Source organism: Cytobacillus oceanisediminis, from assembly GCF_022811925.1.
Classification (GTDB): Bacteria; Bacillota; Bacilli; order Bacillales; family Cytobacillaceae; genus Cytobacillus; species Cytobacillus oceanisediminis_D.
In genome coordinates, this window is sequence record NZ_CP065511.1 from 434,444 (window position 1) to 452,396 (window position 17,953).

17 protein-coding genes are annotated in these 17,953 nt (G+C 40.9%); 13 read left to right on the forward strand and 4 right to left on the reverse strand.

Annotated elements, in window-relative coordinates; all coding sequences use genetic code 11:
• Window positions 1–323: 323 nt before the first annotated feature.
• The 5 genes from IRB79_RS02290 to IRB79_RS02310 all read left to right on the forward strand — a co-directional run bounded on the left by IRB79_RS02290 (window position 324) and on the right by IRB79_RS02310 (window position 5,138).
• Window positions 324–1,277 carry an ABC transporter permease gene (locus IRB79_RS02290; protein ID WP_221881271.1) on the forward strand — a complete coding sequence of 318 codons (954 nt, stop codon included), beginning with the start codon at window positions 324–326 and terminating at the stop codon, window positions 1,275–1,277.
• Complete coding sequence (locus IRB79_RS02295; RefSeq protein ID WP_243506516.1) at window positions 1,267–2,220, forward strand: iron chelate uptake ABC transporter family permease subunit; 954 nt, start codon at window positions 1,267–1,269, stop codon at window positions 2,218–2,220. Before IRB79_RS02290 ends, IRB79_RS02295 begins: the two co-directional genes overlap by 11 nt.
• On the forward strand, window positions 2,217–2,984 hold the full coding sequence (locus tag IRB79_RS02300) for an iron ABC transporter ATP-binding protein (RefSeq protein ID WP_243506517.1): 768 nt from the start codon (window positions 2,217–2,219) through the stop codon (window positions 2,982–2,984). Before IRB79_RS02295 ends, IRB79_RS02300 begins: the two co-directional genes overlap by 4 nt.
• 209 nt (window positions 2,985–3,193) lie before the next feature.
• Window positions 3,194–4,219 (forward strand): siderophore ABC transporter substrate-binding protein, encoded by a 1,026-nt coding sequence (locus tag IRB79_RS02305; protein ID WP_243506519.1) that lies wholly within the window; start codon window positions 3,194–3,196, stop codon window positions 4,217–4,219.
• Between the two features lie 280 nt (window positions 4,220–4,499).
• Entirely contained in the window at window positions 4,500–5,138 is a 639-nt protein-coding gene (locus IRB79_RS02310; RefSeq protein WP_243506520.1) for an O-methyltransferase, read from the forward strand.
• A gap of 63 nt (window positions 5,139–5,201) precedes the next feature.
• On the opposite strand, the gene IRB79_RS02315 is transcribed toward IRB79_RS02310, so the two are convergent.
• Window positions 5,202–6,038 (reverse strand): TetR/AcrR family transcriptional regulator, encoded by an 837-nt coding sequence (locus IRB79_RS02315; RefSeq protein WP_243506521.1) that lies wholly within the window; start codon window positions 6,036–6,038, stop codon window positions 5,202–5,204.
• 94 nt (window positions 6,039–6,132) lie between these two features.
• Here IRB79_RS02315 and IRB79_RS02320 point away from each other — a divergent pair, with 94 nt between their 5' ends.
• Window positions 6,133–9,216: an efflux RND transporter permease subunit gene (locus tag IRB79_RS02320; RefSeq protein WP_243506522.1), complete on the forward strand. Its 3,084-nt coding sequence runs from the start codon at window positions 6,133–6,135 to the stop codon at window positions 9,214–9,216.
• A 53-nt stretch (window positions 9,217–9,269) separates the two neighbouring features.
• Here the strand turns inward: IRB79_RS02320 and IRB79_RS02325 are convergent, their stop codons facing one another.
• Window positions 9,270–10,493, reverse strand: coding sequence for an MFS transporter (locus IRB79_RS02325; RefSeq protein WP_243506523.1), 1,224 nt, complete (start codon window positions 10,491–10,493; stop codon window positions 9,270–9,272).
• A 188-nt stretch (window positions 10,494–10,681) separates the two neighbouring features.
• Here IRB79_RS02325 and IRB79_RS02330 point away from each other — a divergent pair, with 188 nt between their 5' ends.
• Window positions 10,682–11,248, forward strand: coding sequence for a hypothetical protein (locus tag IRB79_RS02330; protein ID WP_243506524.1), 567 nt, complete (start codon window positions 10,682–10,684; stop codon window positions 11,246–11,248).
• 65 nt (window positions 11,249–11,313) lie between these two features.
• Entirely contained in the window at window positions 11,314–11,448 is a 135-nt protein-coding gene (locus tag IRB79_RS02335; RefSeq protein ID WP_113885071.1) for a BA3454 family stress response protein, read from the forward strand.
• Window positions 11,449–11,500: 52 nt separating this feature from the next.
• Here the strand turns inward: IRB79_RS02335 and IRB79_RS02340 are convergent, their stop codons facing one another.
• Together IRB79_RS02340 and IRB79_RS02345 are read right to left on the reverse strand one after the other, a co-directional pair.
• Window positions 11,501–12,190: a hypothetical protein gene (locus IRB79_RS02340; RefSeq protein WP_243506525.1), complete on the reverse strand. Its 690-nt coding sequence runs from the start codon at window positions 12,188–12,190 to the stop codon at window positions 11,501–11,503.
• Between the two features lie 195 nt (window positions 12,191–12,385).
• Window positions 12,386–13,159, reverse strand: a complete 774-nt coding sequence (locus IRB79_RS02345) for a general stress protein (RefSeq protein ID WP_243506526.1) — start codon at window positions 13,157–13,159, stop codon at window positions 12,386–12,388.
• A 180-nt stretch (window positions 13,160–13,339) separates the two neighbouring features.
• Between IRB79_RS02345 and IRB79_RS02350 the strand changes: the two genes are divergently transcribed.
• From IRB79_RS02350 to IRB79_RS02370, 5 genes are all read left to right on the forward strand, one after another.
• Window positions 13,340–14,542 carry an alanyl-tRNA editing protein gene (locus IRB79_RS02350; RefSeq protein WP_243506527.1) on the forward strand — a complete coding sequence of 401 codons (1,203 nt, stop codon included), beginning with the start codon at window positions 13,340–13,342 and terminating at the stop codon, window positions 14,540–14,542.
• A 180-nt stretch (window positions 14,543–14,722) separates the two neighbouring features.
• On the forward strand, window positions 14,723–15,040 hold the full coding sequence (locus tag IRB79_RS02355; RefSeq protein ID WP_243506529.1) for a DUF3870 domain-containing protein: 318 nt from the start codon (window positions 14,723–14,725) through the stop codon (window positions 15,038–15,040).
• Between the two features lie 182 nt (window positions 15,041–15,222).
• On the forward strand, window positions 15,223–16,047 hold the full coding sequence (locus IRB79_RS02360) for a M55 family metallopeptidase (RefSeq protein ID WP_243506531.1): 825 nt from the start codon (window positions 15,223–15,225) through the stop codon (window positions 16,045–16,047).
• A gap of 13 nt (window positions 16,048–16,060) precedes the next feature.
• A complete protein-coding gene (locus IRB79_RS02365) occupies window positions 16,061–16,993 on the forward strand; it encodes an ABC transporter permease (RefSeq protein ID WP_009336363.1) in 933 nt (310 codons plus the stop codon).
• A complete protein-coding gene (locus IRB79_RS02370; RefSeq protein ID WP_243506533.1) occupies window positions 16,993–17,949 on the forward strand; it encodes an ABC transporter permease in 957 nt (318 codons plus the stop codon). Before IRB79_RS02365 ends, IRB79_RS02370 begins: the two co-directional genes overlap by 1 nt.
• Window positions 17,950–17,953: the final 4 nt, after the last annotated feature.

The following is a 17,953-nucleotide window of genomic DNA, read 5'->3' on the forward strand; positions in this document are numbered from 1 at the left end:
GAGGTTCAACTTTTCTGCTTGAATCTCCTTTTTATTTGAGCTTCTTTATTTTAAAGTGAGAATAAAATTAGACAATTGCCGGAATTTACAATCTGCCTCTTTTCTTTTATTATTTTTTGTGATACATTAATTGTGTTGGCAAGTTGATAATCATTTTCAATAAACAAAAAATCTATACATATCAAGGTTCTTTTTTTTGCTATGCGATGATAATGATTATCATTATTTTAAAAATAGTTTTATAGATTTACTGATATTCCTCTACTTGGAATAAAGATTTTTTCAATTGCTGGATGATAATAAACATGTTATGAGGGTTATTAATGAGATTATGGATGTTAGGAATTGCAGCCATCGTTCTGTCTTTTATCTCGCTATTTATCGGAGCAATAGATATAACGCCTAAGGATCTGCTTAATTGGGAATCAGATGAAACACATATTTTCCTTATTAGCCGCATCCCACGGTTATTGGCGATTATATTAGCGGGGGCAGGGATGAGTATTGCCGGTTTAATTATGCAGTCTTTAAGCCGAAATAAGTTTGTATCACCAACTACTGCTGGAACATTGGATGCAGCAAAGCTGGGTATTTTAATTTCCATGCTGTTTTTTACGAATGTAACCTATACACAGCAAGTTATTTTTAGTTTTGCCTTTGCTTTAGCAGGCACATTTCTCTTTATGCAGATTTTAGATCGTATAAAATTTAAAGATGTTATTTTTGTTCCATTAGTTGGAATTATGTATGGGAATATTTTATCTTCCATTACAACGTTCTTTGGATATGAAGCAGATCTTCTGCAAAATATATCTTCTTGGCTTATGGGAAGTTTCACTTTGATTATTGCTGGCCGTTATGAGCTTTTATATGTTAGTATTCCAGCTATTATTTTAGCGTATCTTTATGCGAATAAATTTACAGTTGCAGGAATGGGTGAAGATTTTGCGAGAAATCTAGGTTTAAGTTATAAGCTGGTACTAAATATAGGTCTGATACTTGTTGCGGTTATATCGACAACGGTTGTCCTAACTGTCGGGGTTATTCCATTTTTAGGACTGATTGTGCCGAATATTGTCTCTCTTTATTTAGGTGATAACCTGCGCAAAACGATTCCGCATACAGCGGTGTTAGGAATTGTTTTCCTATTAATATGCGACATTCTAGGGCGAATCATCATTCATCCTTATGAAATTCCAGTTAATGTAACAGTGGCAGTGATAGGCAGTGCAATCTTCTTAACGATGCTGCTTAGGGGGAGAGCATATGCGAAATAGTACAAAACTGATGATTTTAGCAGCTATTGCCATTGTGTTTATTTTGTTATATGGCTTTTATGATATTAAAGGCGGCTTTGATTATGCCTTTCCTAAGCGCATGCTCCGAGTTACAGCGATGGTTATAACAGGAATCGCAATTGCTTATTCTACAGTTGTGTTTCAGACAATTACACATAATCGCATTTTAACACCTTCTGTTATGGGCCTTGATTCTATGTATCAAGTAGTGCAGACATTAATCTACTTCTTTGCAGGGTCGATGTCAGTGTGGGTATTAAATAAATACTTAAACTTTGGTGCAGCCATTTTTGCCATGGTCGTCTTTGCCTTGATTTTATATCGGTTTTTGTTCAGGGCTGATAAGCATCCCATTTATTTTCTTCTATTAATAGGGATGATTATAGGGACACTCCTGGGAAGCTTTGTCACATTCCTGCAAGTATTGATAGATCCAGTCGAATATTTAAGCCTTCAAAGCCGGTTGTTTGCGACCTTTACAAACGTAAAGGCGGAGTTATTATTTATTTCAATTGGCATCCTATTTCTTGCGTTTCTTTATGGCTATCTTATTATGGATAAACTGGATGTTATGTCACTTGGCCGCGAAAATGCGATAAATCTTGGTATTAATTATGACGGCATGGTAATGAGAATTTTAATTTTATCATCTGTTTTAATTGCCACCTCTACAGCGCTTGTCGGCCCAATTACATTTTTTGGATTAATCGTTGCCAATCTCTCCTATCAATATCTGGTGACATATAAACACTCTATCCACATATTAGGGGCGAGCTTGATCAGTATTATTGCATTGGTCGGCGGTAATTTCCTTGTGGAGCATATTTTTGAGCTGCGTACAACATTAAGTGTCATTATTAACTTTATCGGCGGTATTTACTTTATTTATCTATTACTTAAGGAAAGTAGGGCAGCAGGATGATTGAAATCAAAGGATTAACAAAACAATTTGGTAAAAAGCCTGTTGTAGAGGATGTTACAGTCACAATCGAACCGGGGACCATAACCTCTTTTATTGGACCGAATGGTGCTGGTAAATCAACACTTCTTTCTATGGTAAGCCGTTTATTAGAAGCAGATACAGGTGAGGTATTACTCGATCAGAATAATGTGAAAAAATGGAAGTCTTCGGATTTTGCAAAGAGAGTATCCATTTTGAAACAAGCCAATTACCTTAATGTGAGATTAACAGTGCGTGAGCTTGTGTCATTTGGGCGCTACCCCTATTCAAGGGGGCGTTTAACAGCAGAAGACGAAAAGTTTGTTGATCAAGCCATTGAATATATGAATTTAACTGATATGCAAGACAAATATTTAGATGAATTATCAGGTGGTCAAAAGCAACGGGCATTTATTGCAATGGTCATTGCTCAGGATACGGATTATATCCTGCTGGATGAGCCTTTAAATAACCTGGATATGAAGCATTCAGTTCAAATTATGAAAATTTTGCGCAAGCTGGTTGATGAACTTGGAAAGACAGTTGTCATTGTTTTACATGACATAAATTTTGCATCTGTTTATTCTGATCGTATCGTAGCGTTGAAAAACGGCCGGCTGATGAAAAATGGGCCTACTCGTGAAATCATAAATTCTGATGTGCTTCGTGAAATTTATGATATGGATATTCCAATTCAAGAACAGAATGGCTGCAGGATTTGTGTCTATTTTAATTCACATACGTAAACATTGAAGTAATAAATATACCTGGAGAAATCTATTGTATTTCTTCAGGGGTTAGCTTATTTTATGTCAGATTTTTAAAATACTGGAAGATAATTTAAAAAATCTTGCAAAAAGTTATTGACTAATAAAGATTATTCAATAATAATTATCATCATGATTGATAATGATAATCAATATCAATAATAAGTAAAAAGGGAGAGTTATGAAAGATGAAAAAAATATTTTTTGCGTTGTTAGCAGCTATGGTATTATTGCTTGCCGCATGTGGTTCTAACGAAGAAGCTTCAAAAGAAGAATCAGCTGATAAAGCTGCAGCTGAAGAAACAAGTGCAGCTGGAACAGAAGGAAGCTCTGCTTATCCAATGACGGTATCTCCGACAGTTGCTTCAACAGAAGGCAGTGAGGGTGGTACAACTAATTTTGAAGATGTAGAATTTGAAAAGATGCCAGAAAAAATTGCCGTATTCGATTATGGTTTCTTAGATACATTAGATGCTCTAGGTGTTGAAGGAATTGTTGGGGTTGCAAAAGATTCTACCCTGCCTGCTCACCTTGAAAAATACGCTTCTGATGAGTATAAAAGCGTTGGTGGATTAAAGGAACCTTTACTTGAAGATATCGCTGAAATGGATCCGGATGTAATCTTTATCTCTGGGCGTCAGTCAGCATTCTATGAAGAATTAAAAGAAATTGCTCCTGTCGTGTTTGTTGGTACTTCTGAGGATGACTACTGGAACACATTCCAATCTTCTGTAGATCTAGCGGCGAAAATGTTTGGTAAAGAAGCAGAAGCTGAAGAATACACGGCAAAATATGATTCAGCTTTAGAAGAAATCAAAGCTTTAGCTGGAAACTACAAAACCTCTTTAGTTACAATGTACAATGAAGGTAAATTATCAGGTTTTGCAACAAATTCCCGTTTCGGCTACATTTATGACATTTATGGATTCAAGCCGGTAACAGAAGATATCGAGTCTTCTTCTCACGGTTCTAACTTCGGTTTTGAAGCCATCCTGGAATTTAACCCACAAGTGCTATTTGTAATTGACCGTACAGCTGCTGTTGGCGGCGACTCTAATATTGAAGCGGATATGGAAAATGATATCGTTAAGAAAACAGATGCTTATCAAAATAAAAAAATCGTTTACTTGGATGGACCACTTTGGTACCTGAGCGGCGGCGGTTTACAATCGGAGCTTGCTAAGATTGAAGAAGTTTTAGCTGAGTTGAAATAATTTTAAATGTAAGGGGCTGTCTGGAGAATCGGTGAAAGTTGACTCTCTGGCGGCCCCTTTTAATAGGCTCTTTTCGTAAAGTTTGTGCTTTTTCATAACTTAGTTTAATTTTCTGAGTTGATTGGAGCGGAGGGCACTTGACTCCTGCGGGAGGCTCACATTCCTCCCCGCGGAAAGCAAGTGCCTGGAGCGGAAATCAACGGGCAGAATTCATAAACAAAAAACAACAATCTTTGAAAAAAGAGCCTTTTAATAAGGATAATATAAAGGGGCGGGAAAAATGAAACAGATTAACAGATATATCGATTCAGTTTTTTATAGCCAAGATGATATTCTAGAGGAAGTTCTTATTTCCATAAAAGAGAATGGCATGCGATCCATCTCAGTATCTCCTTCTACTGGTAAGCTTCTTACGCTGCTAGTATCTATGTCTGGAGCAAAAAATGTCCTTGAGATCGGGGCGCTTGGAGGATATAGCGGGATTTGTTTAGCCAGGGGATTCGATAGGGCAGGGAAATTAACTTCCCTGGAACTAGTAGAGAGTTACGCAAAATTAGCAAACAGTAATCTGGCTAAAACCGGGTTTGGAGATCAAGTATCCTATTTGATTGGACCAGCTTTGCAAAGCCTCGAACAGCTTGTTAGCGATAATAGACAATTTGATTTTTTCTTTATCGATGCAGATAAAGAAAATTACGAAAACTATCTGAACTATTGCATCAGACTAGCGGAAAATGGTGCTTTAATTGTTTGTGATAATGTACTGGCCAGAGGCAGTGTAGCAGACGAGAGTGCTGAACCTGAACGTCATACTGAATTCATGAGGAAATTTAATGAAACAGTTGCCAGCCATCCTCAATTGGAATCTGTGCTTATTCCTATTGGTGATGGGCTGACTGTTTCAAAAGTAAAAAAATAAAAAATATTTAAGTGCAATACACAAAAAGCAGGATGCTTGCTAAAGCATTCTGCCTTTTATTGTCTATGCATCATAGTAATTTAAAAGCAGATAAGCAATCCATCTGCAATGAGGGTTGTTTCTGATATTTGTAATCAGCCCTTTTACGATAGCAGGATTCAAGCTGCGCTCCTGTAAATCCTGCTTTAGCAGGATGAGGGATTCTTTTTCAATGGAGTCTTCTAATTCCTCTATTTTTTGCTCCATAATTTCAATTATTTGCCCGTGAGTCATCTCTTCATGCCCCGTCTTCCTGAACATCTCGTAAAGCCCGTCGGTTATAAACGGGATAGTCGAATGCTTTGCAAGAAGTTCTGTCTTCTCCGCAAGTGATCGGCACAGAAGGTCCAGATCCAAAGGAACATTGAAAAATAAAAATAAATGAGAGTATACATGCATAAAGCCTTTGATGCAATAGATTAAATCGTATTTTGTATGCTGGACAGTCTCTCCATATAACTGATCAAGCATGGATAGGGTGATATCATCGATTAATTGGTCAAAGTGACGCCCTTTTGATATCAGTTCTTCGTTGAATGTATGCGCCTGTTCTTTAATGAAAATCTTGGCGAAGTCTGAATGCTTTTGAAAGGAGTAGAACGTTGTGTAAAAAAACTTCACTAAAAGCTCTTCACCACTGTTACTCGGGTCCTTGACTATGTAGTCAATATCTGAAACGAACTGCTCCATAAAATGATCAATCAAAGCCATGATCAATTCATCTTTTGATTTGAATGATAAGTAGAAAGCTCCTTTGGATATACCGGAGTGCTCTGTGATCTGCTGTACAGAGGTAGCTTCAAATCCTTGCTTCGCAAAGAGTTCTAAAGCGCTTTCCATAATTAATTGCTTTTTGCTCATGTAATGGTGTCACTCCTTTTTGATTGACAAATGACCAACCAGTCATTATTATATGTAATTGAGTCTAACAAGTCAATTTAGGGTAGGTGCACAAGTGAAAGGTTTAGTGAATTTTGTCCTGCAGAACAAACTTGCAGTCTGGCTGTTAACAATTATTATCACGGTATCTGGCATCTATTCAGGTACACGGATGAATATGGAGACCATTCCGGATGTCTCAATTCCTTACTTAATGGTTATGGACGTATATCCAGGGGAGACTCCTGAAAAAGTGATGGAAGATGTGTCCATCCCAATTGAAAAAGCCGTAGAAGGCCTTGAAAATGTTAAATCAGTTTACTCAAATTCATATTCTAACATGTCAAATATCCAAGTGGAATATGAATATGGTATTGATATGGACGAAGCCAAGCGCGCTCTCCAATCAGCTCTTGATACAGTGGAGCTGCCGGAAGGAGCACAGGAACCTTCCATCACTGCCATCAGCATGAATATGATGCCGGTTGCTGCGCTGAGTGTAAGCAGTAAATCAGAGGATATTGTTGAATTAACCTCAACAGTAGAAGATATCATACTGCCAAAACTTGAAAAAATTGATGGTGTGGCATCAGCGACTATCACTGGTCAGCATGTGGAAGAGGTACAGCTCACATACAACGAAGAAAAATTGGCTGAGCTTGAGCTGACCGAAGATAAAGTAAAGGAAATGATCCAGGCGAGCAACATGGCTGTATCATTGGGACTTTACGAGTTTGAGGAAGGAGAACAGGCTGTCGCAGTAGACGGCAAGTTCATGACCGAGGATGAATTAAAGAACATGCTGATCCCGGTATCACCAACCGCACAAAACCAGTCACCTTTTGTGAAGCTGAGTGACATTGCCAAGATTGATACCGTCGGCAGAGTACAATCCGTTTCCCGTACAAATGGTGATGATGCCATTGCGATTCAAATTGTGAAAGAACAGCAGGCAAACACCGTTGAGGTGGTCAACAGTGTCAAAGAATTAATCAAGGAAGAAAAAGAAAAGGTCGAGGGCCTTGTTATAGATCTTTCACTTGACCAGGGTAAGCCGATTGAAGAATCTGTTTCAACCATGATTGAAAAAGCCGTGTTTGGCGGGCTGATCGCGGTTTTGATTATTTTGCTGTTCCTGCGTGATTTTAAATCAACAATTATTTCGATAGTATCTATTCCAGTTTCGATTTTCATGGCTTTGCTGCTGCTGAACTGGATGAATATTACCTTGAATATTATGACGCTTGGAGCCATTACGGTTGCTATCGGCCGTGTAATCGATGACTCTATCGTTGTGGTTGAAAATATTTACCGCCGCCTGCATTTAAAAGAAGAAAAACTAACAGGGCGGGCACTTATTCGTGAAGCTACGATTGAGATGTTCAAGCCAATTCTCTCCTCGACATTAGTAACGGTTGCCGTATTTGCACCGCTCATTTTTGTAGGAGGCATGGTGGGCGAGCTGTTTATGCCATTCGCTTTGACGATGACGTTTGCACTTGGCGCTTCACTCCTTGTGGCAATTACAATCGTTCCAGCGCTGTCTCACTTCTTGTTTAGAAAGAAATTGTACAGTGAAAAAACGGAAGGCAGCCATAAAGAAGCTGGAAAGCTATCAAAATGGTATAAAGGCATTCTTGAGAAGTCTCTTAATCATAAGATTATTACATCCATCATTGCGGTTGTATTGCTGGCGGGCAGCTTAGCTCTGACACCAATGATCGGATTCAGCTTTATGGGCAGTGAAGAAGATAAAGTAATGTATCTAACTTACACGCCTGAAGCTGGAGAACTTAAAGATGAAACTTTAAAGAACGTTGAAGCAGTAGAAGAAGAGATGCTTAAGCGTGATGATATTGACATCGTTCAAATATCTGTAACCGAAGAAGCGGATCAAATGGCTGCCATGATGGGCGGAGGAGCAGGCGGAGCCTTAATGTACCTGATCTTTGACCCTGAAATGGATAATTTCCCTGAAGTCCGTGAAGAAATAGAAGATTATGTGTTTAATATCGGACAATCAGGTGAATGGAAGAGCCAGAACTTCTCATCTATGTCCGGTTCAACCAATGAAGTCAGCTACACATTCTACAGTGAAGATTTAGATAAACTGAATGACTCTGTCAAAATGGTAGAAGACGTAATGAAGGAAAATGAAGAATTGGAGGATGTTTCTTCAAGTGCAGAAGACGCATTTGTTGAATATACCTTCAATGTTGAGCAGGATGAACTGCTGCAGTACGGTCTGACAGCCGGACAAATTGTCATGATGCTGAATCCGTCAAACACCAAGGATGTTCTGACAACGATTGAAAAAGACGGTGAGACGCTTGAAGTCATTGTCCAGCAGGAGCAGGCGGAACAGCCGAAATCCATTAATGATATCCTGGCAACACAGGTGCCGACAGCAATGGGTACAACTATGCCTCTTTCCGAGCTTGTCACAGTGAAAGAAGGTACAACGCATAATACGCTTGCCCGCAGTAAAGGCGAGTACTACGCAACCGTGTCAGGTACGGTGAAAGGCGATGACATCTCAAAAGCTACTTCTATAACAGATGAAGCGATTGAAGAATTGGATCTGCCTAAGGGTGTAACAGTCGGAGTTGCGGGCGTTCAGGCAGATATGACCGAGACGTTCACTCAGCTTGGCGCTGCGATGCTTGCAGCCATCGCGATTGTGTACTTTATTCTGGTCGTTACATTCCGTGAAGGAGTGGCGCCATTTGCGATTCTCTTCTCCCTTCCATTTGCCGTGATTGGTTCTTTCGTTGGCTTATTAATTGCCGGTGAAACCATTTCTGTATCGGTCATGATGGGACTATTAATGCTAATTGGTATTGTCGTAACCAATGCCATCGTTCTGGTGGACCGGATCATCCATATGGAACGTGACGGTCTGGTCATGAGGGAAGCAGTGCTGGAAGCAGGAGCAACCCGACTTCGCCCAATCCTGATGACAGCCATTGCGACAATTGGTGCATTAATTCCATTGGCCATCGGCTCTGGCGGCGGAGGGCTTATCTCCAAAGGCCTTGCGATTACTGTTATCGGCGGTCTGACAAGTTCAACGCTATTGACCCTTATCATTGTGCCAATCGTGTACGAAGTATTATCTAAAATGTTTAAGAAGAACCGCAGAGAAATCGAAGAAAACTAAAAGGAAGCCCTGCAGGATAAATAAATGCCTGCAGGGCTTCTCTATTTATTCAATTAATTACCCCTAATAAACTCCCTCTTTTCTTTTACAAGATCCACTCTTGCAAACAGAAGCGCATATATTATGGTAAAAACAAGATACGCCAGGCCAATGATCAGACTAAGGGTTCTTGGTGCAAATATCTCCAGCAGGAATCCTGCTGTACCCATGGAGATAGCCAGGGAAAGGTTTGAAACCATCTGCATTAAACCAAAAAAGGTTCCCTGTTTGGATCGGGGTATAAATTTCATCATGACCGTGTCCAGGCATATGTTGCCAAGGCCGCCCGCAAAGGTGATCAGCACAACGGTGAAAAGTGCTGCATAAAAGCTTGGTGCGAGGCTTAATAAAATATGGCCAGTACCTTCTAAAGCAATAAAGATGATCGCGAGTATCAGGAGCCCCTTCTTGATCATATGAGAAAAGAATGAACTTAGAATGAGTCCAATCCCCAATGCGCCATACATAAACCCAACGCCCAATTCTCCCATGTTAAAAACTTCCATCCCATAAATGCTTACAAGAATATTGTCAATTCCGTTGGCAAGCGGCATGGTCAGCATCATAATAAAAAAGGCAATCAGTGCGGAGGAGCCAAGAATAAGTCTCGCTGGTGAAATCGCTGCAGATGTTTTGATTTTTTTTCTATTTACCTCAGAGACATCCGGGAAAACCATCCTGGAGATTAGATATGCTGATAACAGGAAGGTAAGGCCGTTAATCATGAAAGCAGCATTGTTTCCTAGAAAGTAGGCGATGATTCCGCCGGTGCTTGATCCAATAATGAGGACGGCTCCGATCATGATTTGTTCAATCGCGTTCACATATATGAGTCTATCTGATTTTACAAGAGCAGGTATCGCAGACATCCTGGCCGGGGAGTAGATCGCTTCTCCCATTGAGATGAGGAATGCACTTGCGTAAACAATCCATAAATCCCCTGCTTCTCTTACGAAAAGCAGCCCCAGGACCGCAGGCACTCTCAACAAGTCTACTGTCACCAGAATGGCCTTTTTGGAAAAGCGGTCTGCGAGCATTCCTCCTAATGGAGCAATGAAGAAAAAAGGTGCCATGCGGATGGCAAATAAGAGGCCAATTGCTACTCCGGAACCTGTGACGTGGTATAGCAGGGCAAGCAGCGCAACCTGTGTAAATCGATTTCCAATTCCATTAATGACGCCAGCCCAAAAGAGATTTTGATAATTTTTTTCCTGTTTCCATACAGTCCAATTTGTCATTTTTTCCGCACCTCTGCGAACGCTAATTCGACATATATCTAATTCGTTGACAAAAAAATAATTAGATAAGTATCTAATTAGATTATATTCGAATTAGCTTGTTTTCACAATCATAAATTTGACATTTTTTTGTAGAGATGAAACTTTATCTTATGTCTAACGTAAAGATTATTAAGGAGGCGGGTTTGATGAAATTAATTTTCGAGGTTCTATTTCTATTAATTGTTATCTATTACAGCTATCATTACATCATTTTAATAACGAAAATGAAGAAGAAAACTGCCCTTATTCCTTTTGACAAGACTGACCTGAAAACAGTAAGGAAATTCCCCCAGAAATCTGCAGATGCACCTGTTATCTCAAAAAATAAGCTGGGACTAACGATGTATGCTGTCATGCTGGTTTTTCTAATCGCTATGTTTATATTCGGAAAATATAACATGAAATTCAGCTGGACGTTTCTCTATCTGCTGTTTATCCCTTTAATCAATGCCAAGGATCTGCTGAATGTATTTGCTGTCTATGATGACGGCTTTATAAGCGGAAGCAAGTTTGTTCCATGGAAAAAACTGCAATCCATCCATTTCAAAAAAATCGATCTGAATCATAAATACTATGGTTTTTCTCAAGAAGTTAATGAAGGCTATGAACTTATCCTTAAAACAAAAATGGCCAGTCACAGCATTGTTGTAACGGAAGAGGAAATGAAGGAAAGGCTGGCCAGTATTTTTGAAGAGCATGTGAAAACGGCATAGAAAAGTTTTAAATCGTCCTTTTGTTGGTATTTATATAATAAAACATCAGGAAAGGATCAAGAGAGATGAAAGAAATTACCGTAACTGTTGACTATGAAGGTTTAAAATATCAAACGAATATCATTACAAATAAAGAAGCCGGCGACGAGGAAATTTTAAAGCAGGCAGAAGACCAGATCAGAAAACAGCTGAATAATTAAGAATAAAAATTAACCCCCTTAATCAGCGAAGATAAGGGGGTTAATTGTGGGGTCAATGCAGTTTTTGATTTAGTTTTTGCTGCAGCAATTCAATTTTATTCGGCAGGACAAATAAGTACTCTATTAAACTCTCTAAGAGCTCCATCAGCAATGTGGCCATTTCCTGATCAATATCTTTTTCAAGATCAAGCATCTGGTAAAAGGCGCTGCCTGGCTGTGCCAGCTGGCTTAAAGATTGCAGAGGCCTTGCTAAATCAACATGCTCTGGCAGCTGTTCAAACTGCTTTGAAAGGTTTTGCCCCTTTACCTCTTCACCGAGAAAGTTTTTTAGTATGCTTTCAAGTACCCGTTTGGACATCACGGCAGTAGCTACTGTATCTTTTGAATAGCTGACATTTAAAGCCGATCGGTAGGCTCTTGTCAGGTCTCCCGGCACTTCCTTTATTTTCTCAAGCTGAGTCAGGAGCTCTTTCGCTGAATTGGGATCATAGATATAGAGAATAGTCTCGTCGCTGGATTGTTCAGCTTGATTAAGAATCATAATAAAAACCGATTCCTTTTTGCAGGCAGAACAACTTCCGTGGGAAAGTATGCTGGACTTGCTTGTATGATTATAATTTGCCTTTATCGTAAAAAGGCTCGGTTTACTGCATTTAGGGCACTCGCATTGGACACTTGATGGTATCTTTCTATAACCAAATTGACTATGAGAAATAATTTGTGCTGGCAACACTCTTCTCATTATCATTTCCCCCCGCTAGATTTCTGTTTTCCATTCCATTACATTTAAGTATAACTTTGAAAATTATTTGGACATACCTGAAAAATATGGAATTTTTCAATGGGAAATCTAGTAGGAGAATGAGAAAACTGATGCCAAATTCTGATAAACTTAAAAAAGGAGCTAATCCCATTATTGGGAAAAGCCCCTTTTTCATTATCCTTTATAAGGGTTATTGCGGTTCTCCCTTACGTTATTATAATCATAAGCATCTCTGTAGCGGGCATCCACATCATCGTTGTAGGCCGAAACAGTACGGTCTGTATAGTCATCTGTTTTCGTGTCGTCGAGCTTTTCGCTTAGCGGACGGTTTGAGTCCAGATTCTCATCTGTCCAAACACTGCTGCTGTTTCTGGTGTTATCCTTAAAAGCATTCGTTCCGCGGTCAAGCTCACCCGGATTTAAAGGATCAGCGTTTGTATAGGTTGTCCGGTCTCCTTCCAGAACAGAACGGTTTGTATCCGCATAGCCGTCAGTAAAATCGGCAGACTTAGTCTCAGGATCGACTAACACAAGGATTTTCCCTGATTTGACATCAGCTTCATAACGATGTGCTTCCTCTTCGGGGATGCCCATGCCGATAAGTGCTCCTGCAATACCGCCGGCACCTGCTCCGACTGCTGCACCCGTTAAAGTAGCGGCGATTGGTCCGGCTGCCACAATTGGCCCAATTCCAGGGATCGCCAATGCGCCAACTCCGGCCAGAAGACCTGTTAAGCCTCCCAGAATTCCGCCTGTAGCCGCTCCGGCAGCTAATCCTTCTTCAGTTTTTGTGCCTGTTTCTTCTGTAACGGCTTCCACATCATCTTTATTTTTGCTGATTACGGAAATATCCTCAGGACGGTAGCCCTCCGCTCTTAACTTTTCAACCGCTTGAATAGCTTCCTGTTCTGTATCATATGCACCTACAATATGCTTGTTTGTTGCCATGTTCATCATCCTCCTTATAATTTATTGCTTATCTATTGGTGTACATACCTTTTTCATCACAGATATAAACCGTGTGGATAAAATTACTAATAATTTCCCCTTGACTAATAAGCAGCTTGACCTGTAACTGCATAATCGGTAGTTTAAAAATAGAATAGGCACAAGGAAGGTTGGTTCGCTTTGAAAAAACTTTTTTATGAAGACCCATATATCCAAACATTTGAAACGGAACTTGTATATCAGGCTGCAGATGATATGGAAAAGGTATATGCCGTCCTGAAAGAAACGGCCTTTTATCCAACTGGCGGAGGACAGCCGCATGATGAGGGAACACTAAATGGCGTAAAAGTGGTGGATGTCGAAGAAGTGGAAGGGGAAATCCGTCATTATTTAGAAAGGGAATTGGATTCGTCCATTTCCAGGGTATCAGGAGAAATCGATTGGAACAGACGGTTTGACCATATGCAGCAGCATGCAGGCCAGCATATATTATCGGCTGCCTTTGAAGAGCTTTACGGCTATAAAACGGTCAGCTTTCATTTAGGCAAAGAAACATTAACCATTGATTTGGAAATCAGTGAATTGCCAGTCCGGCATGCAGAGGAAGCGGAGAGGCTGGCGAATAGCATCATTCTTGAGAACCGTCCAATTGAAGCCAGGTGGGTGAGTGCGGAAGAAGCTTCCCAATTCCCGCTTCGCAAGCAGCTGTCTGTCAGTGAAGACATTCGGCTTGTGATGATTCCGGAATTTGATTATAACGGATGCGGCGGAACCCATCCATCTTCAACCGGTCAGGTTGCCGGCATTAAAGTATTAGACTGGGAACGCCAAAAAAAGAAAATCCGTGTGCAGTTTGTCTGTGGGAGCCGGATCCTTGCGCAGCTTCAGACCAAACATGAAATTACAAAAAATTTTAGTCAGCTTCTTAATGCACCAGAACAGGACTTGCCTTCAGCAGCCAGCCGTTTGATTGAAAATGGAAAGGACCTGGAGAAACAACTGGAAGCAGCAAAGGAAGCAGTGTTAGCTTATGAAGCAAAAGAAATGTTCACAGCAGGGAACGAAGAGTGGATCAGCAAAGTCTTTGAGGGACGCTCCATTCAGGAGCTGCAGAAACTGGCCCGTCTAATCGCCTCCCAAACTGAAAATGCTGTTGTTATCCTAATCAATGAAACCACCGATAAACTCCAATTTGTTTGCGCCAGGGGAGCAGATTCTGAGTCTGATATGAAGGGCCTTGCTGGAGAACTTCTGCAGAAGATTAACGGCAAAGGCGGGGGGAACCCTCAATTTGCTCAGGGTGGGGGAGACAAGCTCATGAGCGGGGAAGACCTGCTGCAGTATGCACTGAGACTTGCCGGGCAAAGCAGCACTGAAAACTAATTAAGTAATATTTAAAAGGAACAGCTGCAATTGATAAAATATTTAGAAAAGTATTGAAAAATGATTGTAATAGAGCCTCTGTTGTATTACAATTTTGGTACGGGCCATGCATTATAATGAATGTTTATGATAACCTCATAAACGCCTCATATAATATCCGGTTCTGCAGGAGGCAAGTTCATGTACAGACAAAATACCGTCTATATCATCGGTGACAGCAAAACATCATTGAACAATCCGATTATGCAAAAATACAATGGCTTCTTTATAGGTCTTGTAATTGACAGGGAAACAGATGAAATTGTAGATGCAGAATGCTCATCTACCATAAACTTAACCTCATTATTTATTAAATCTATATTTGTCGGCAAATCCATACTGGAAGCAGACAAGGTAATGGAAGATATCGAAAGCCGCTACTTCGGCTCCTCGCAAAAGGCACTAATGGTTGCCTTTAAAAATGCCCATATAAAATATACACAAATTATGAATAAGTAGAGCTGCTTTTTCTGTTTTCCGCAGATGAAATCCAGCTATCAGAGAAAAGCATTATTTTCTCCGATAGCTGGATTTTTTGCATTCTGCCTGTATAAAAAGGTAGATTACAGGTGGATTTTACAGAAAATATCAAATAATCTATAATATGAAACTATAACAATATAATATTTGGGGGATTCTTAATGAAGCTTTATCTATCGGTTGATATGGAAGGAATAACGGGTCTGGCTGATCACACTCATGTAGACTCTTCGAAGCACAATTATGAACGCAGCAGGGTGATTATGACTGATGAAGCAAATCATGTGGTAACAGCTGCCTTTGAAGAGGGCTGCAGCGAGGTTATTGTAAATGACAGCCACTCGAAAATGAATAATCTGCTGATTGAAAGGATGCATCCTGAAACACAGCTGATTACTGGCGATGTAAAGCCATACTCAATGGTTCAGGGTCTTGATTCAACCTTTAGCGGTGCCATGTTTGTTGGTTATCATGCACGTGCTTCCATGAAAGGAGTTATGTCCCACTCCATGATATTCGGTGTAAGGCATATGTACATCAATGACCATGCCATTGGGGAAATGGGCTTTAATGCCTATGTGGCAGGTTATCATGGCGTACCGGTTCTCATGGTAGCCGGAGATGACCAGGCGGCTCTGGAAGCAGAAAAATTAATTCCGAATGTCACCACTGCTGTTGTAAAGGAAACGATTTCCCGCTCAAGCGTGAAATCGCTGACACCTGCAAAAGCCGGACAGCTTTTAAGAGAAAAAGCAGCAGAGGCTCTTAGCAGGAAGGATCTTGTAGAACCTCTTGTTCCGCCTGAAAACCCTGTATTGAAAATTGAATTTGCCAACTATGGCCAGGCTGAGTGGGCTGCTTTAATGCCTGGTGCAGAGATAGAAGAGAATACAACCATTGTCCGCTATCAGGCTAAAGATATTCTTGAAGCATACCAGGCAATGCTGGTGATGACTGAGCTGGCCATGAGAACTACATTCTGTTAGGAAGTGTTAATGAATGACTGGATACATAATAAAACGCCTTATCGCAATGGTCGTCACACTTTGGTTCATTATCACTCTGACTTTTTTCTTAATGCATTCCATACCGGGGTCGCCTTTTAACGAAGAAAGAAATACAAGTGAAGCGGTCCAGCGAAATCTGGAGAAATTCTATCATTTGGATGAACCGCTCTATGTCCAATATGGGATGTACTTGAAGTCCGTTGTGACATTTGACTTCGGGCCATCTATTAAAAAATCTTCCCAGACGGTTAATGAAATGCTCGGACGGGGCTTTCCGGTGTCTTTTGAACTGGGAATCGTCACATTGATCGTGGCGGTTTTTTCGGGAATTGCCCTCGGAATCATAGCTGCCCTCCGGCACAATGGCTTTATTGATTATCTAGCGATGACCATTGCTGTTCTGGGAATATCCGTCCCAAACTTTGTGCTTGCCACACTGTTAATTCAGCAGCTTGCTGTCAACCTGGCAATCCTGCCGGTGGCTACCTGGTCAAGTCCGAAGCATATGATTCTGCCGACTCTGGCGCTTGCGACCGGGCCCATGGCGATTATTGCCCGTCTGACGCGTTCAAGCATGCTGGAAGTGCTGACGCAGGATTACATAAAAACAGCCAAAGCAAAAGGCCTATCACCAGTGAAAATAGTGTTTAAGCATGCGCTGAGGAATGCCCTTCTGCCTGTCGTAACTGTATTGGGGTCCCTGGCAGCAAGCATTTTGACAGGCACGTTTGTCATTGAAAAAATCTTTGCCATTCCTGGAATGGGAAAGTATTTCGTAGAAAGCATCAATACACGTGATTATCCCGTCATAATGGGAACCACCGTTTTTTACAGTTCAATATTGATTATTATGCTGTTCCTTGTGGACATTGCATACGGAATTTTAGACCCGAGAATTAAGCTTCACAAAAAGGAGGCGAGCTAATGGAACTGCGCAAACAGCATGATAACCGCAACCTTGCACCCGATATTCCGGATGATTGGTTTGTGCCTAAGGCCAAGGACCAGGCAGCAGCGGAAGCAGTTGTAAGGCCAAGCCTTTCCTATTGGCAGGATGCATGGCGCCGGCTTTTGAAAAATAAGCTGGCAATGGCAGGGCTATTCTTTCTTATTGCTTTAGCCTTTATGGCCATTTTTGGCCCGATGATTTCCCCGCATAATGTATCTGAGCAATCATTGGCCAATCAAAATCTCCCGCCATCTTCAAAATACTGGTTCGGAACAGATGAATTAGGCCGTGATGTTTTTGCACGAACATGGTACGGAGCAAGGATTTCCTTATTCGTTGGAATTGTGGCAGCCATGATTGATTTTGCAATCGGAGTCATTTACGGCGGTATTGCCGGTTATAAAGGCGGCAGAACAGATAATGCCATGATGAGGGTAGTGGAAATTCTTTATGGACTTCCTTACTTGCTAGTTGTTATTTTAATCAGTGTCGTAATGGGACCTGGTTTGTTCACCATTATTTTCGCCCTTTCTGTGACGGGCTGGGTCGGGATGGCCCGGATTGTCCGCGGGCAGGTTCTGCAGATCAAGAACTATGAATTTGTACTGGCATCAAAGACTTTTGGGACAAAAACTACGAGGATAATTAAGAAAAACCTGCTGCCGAATACGATGGGCCCTATCATTGTACAGATGACTCTTACAGTGCCATCGGCCATCTTTGCAGAGGCGTTCCTGAGCTTTCTGGGATTAGGCATTCAGCCTCCTTTTGCCAGCTGGGGCTCCATGGCTAATGATGGGTTGTCTACGATTCTATCAGGTCACTGGTGGCGCCTGTTCTTCCCTGCCTTTTTCATCTCCCTGACCATGTTTTCGTTTAATGTGCTTGGAGACGGATTGCAGGATGCCCTCGATCCGAAGTTAAGGAGGTAGCAGC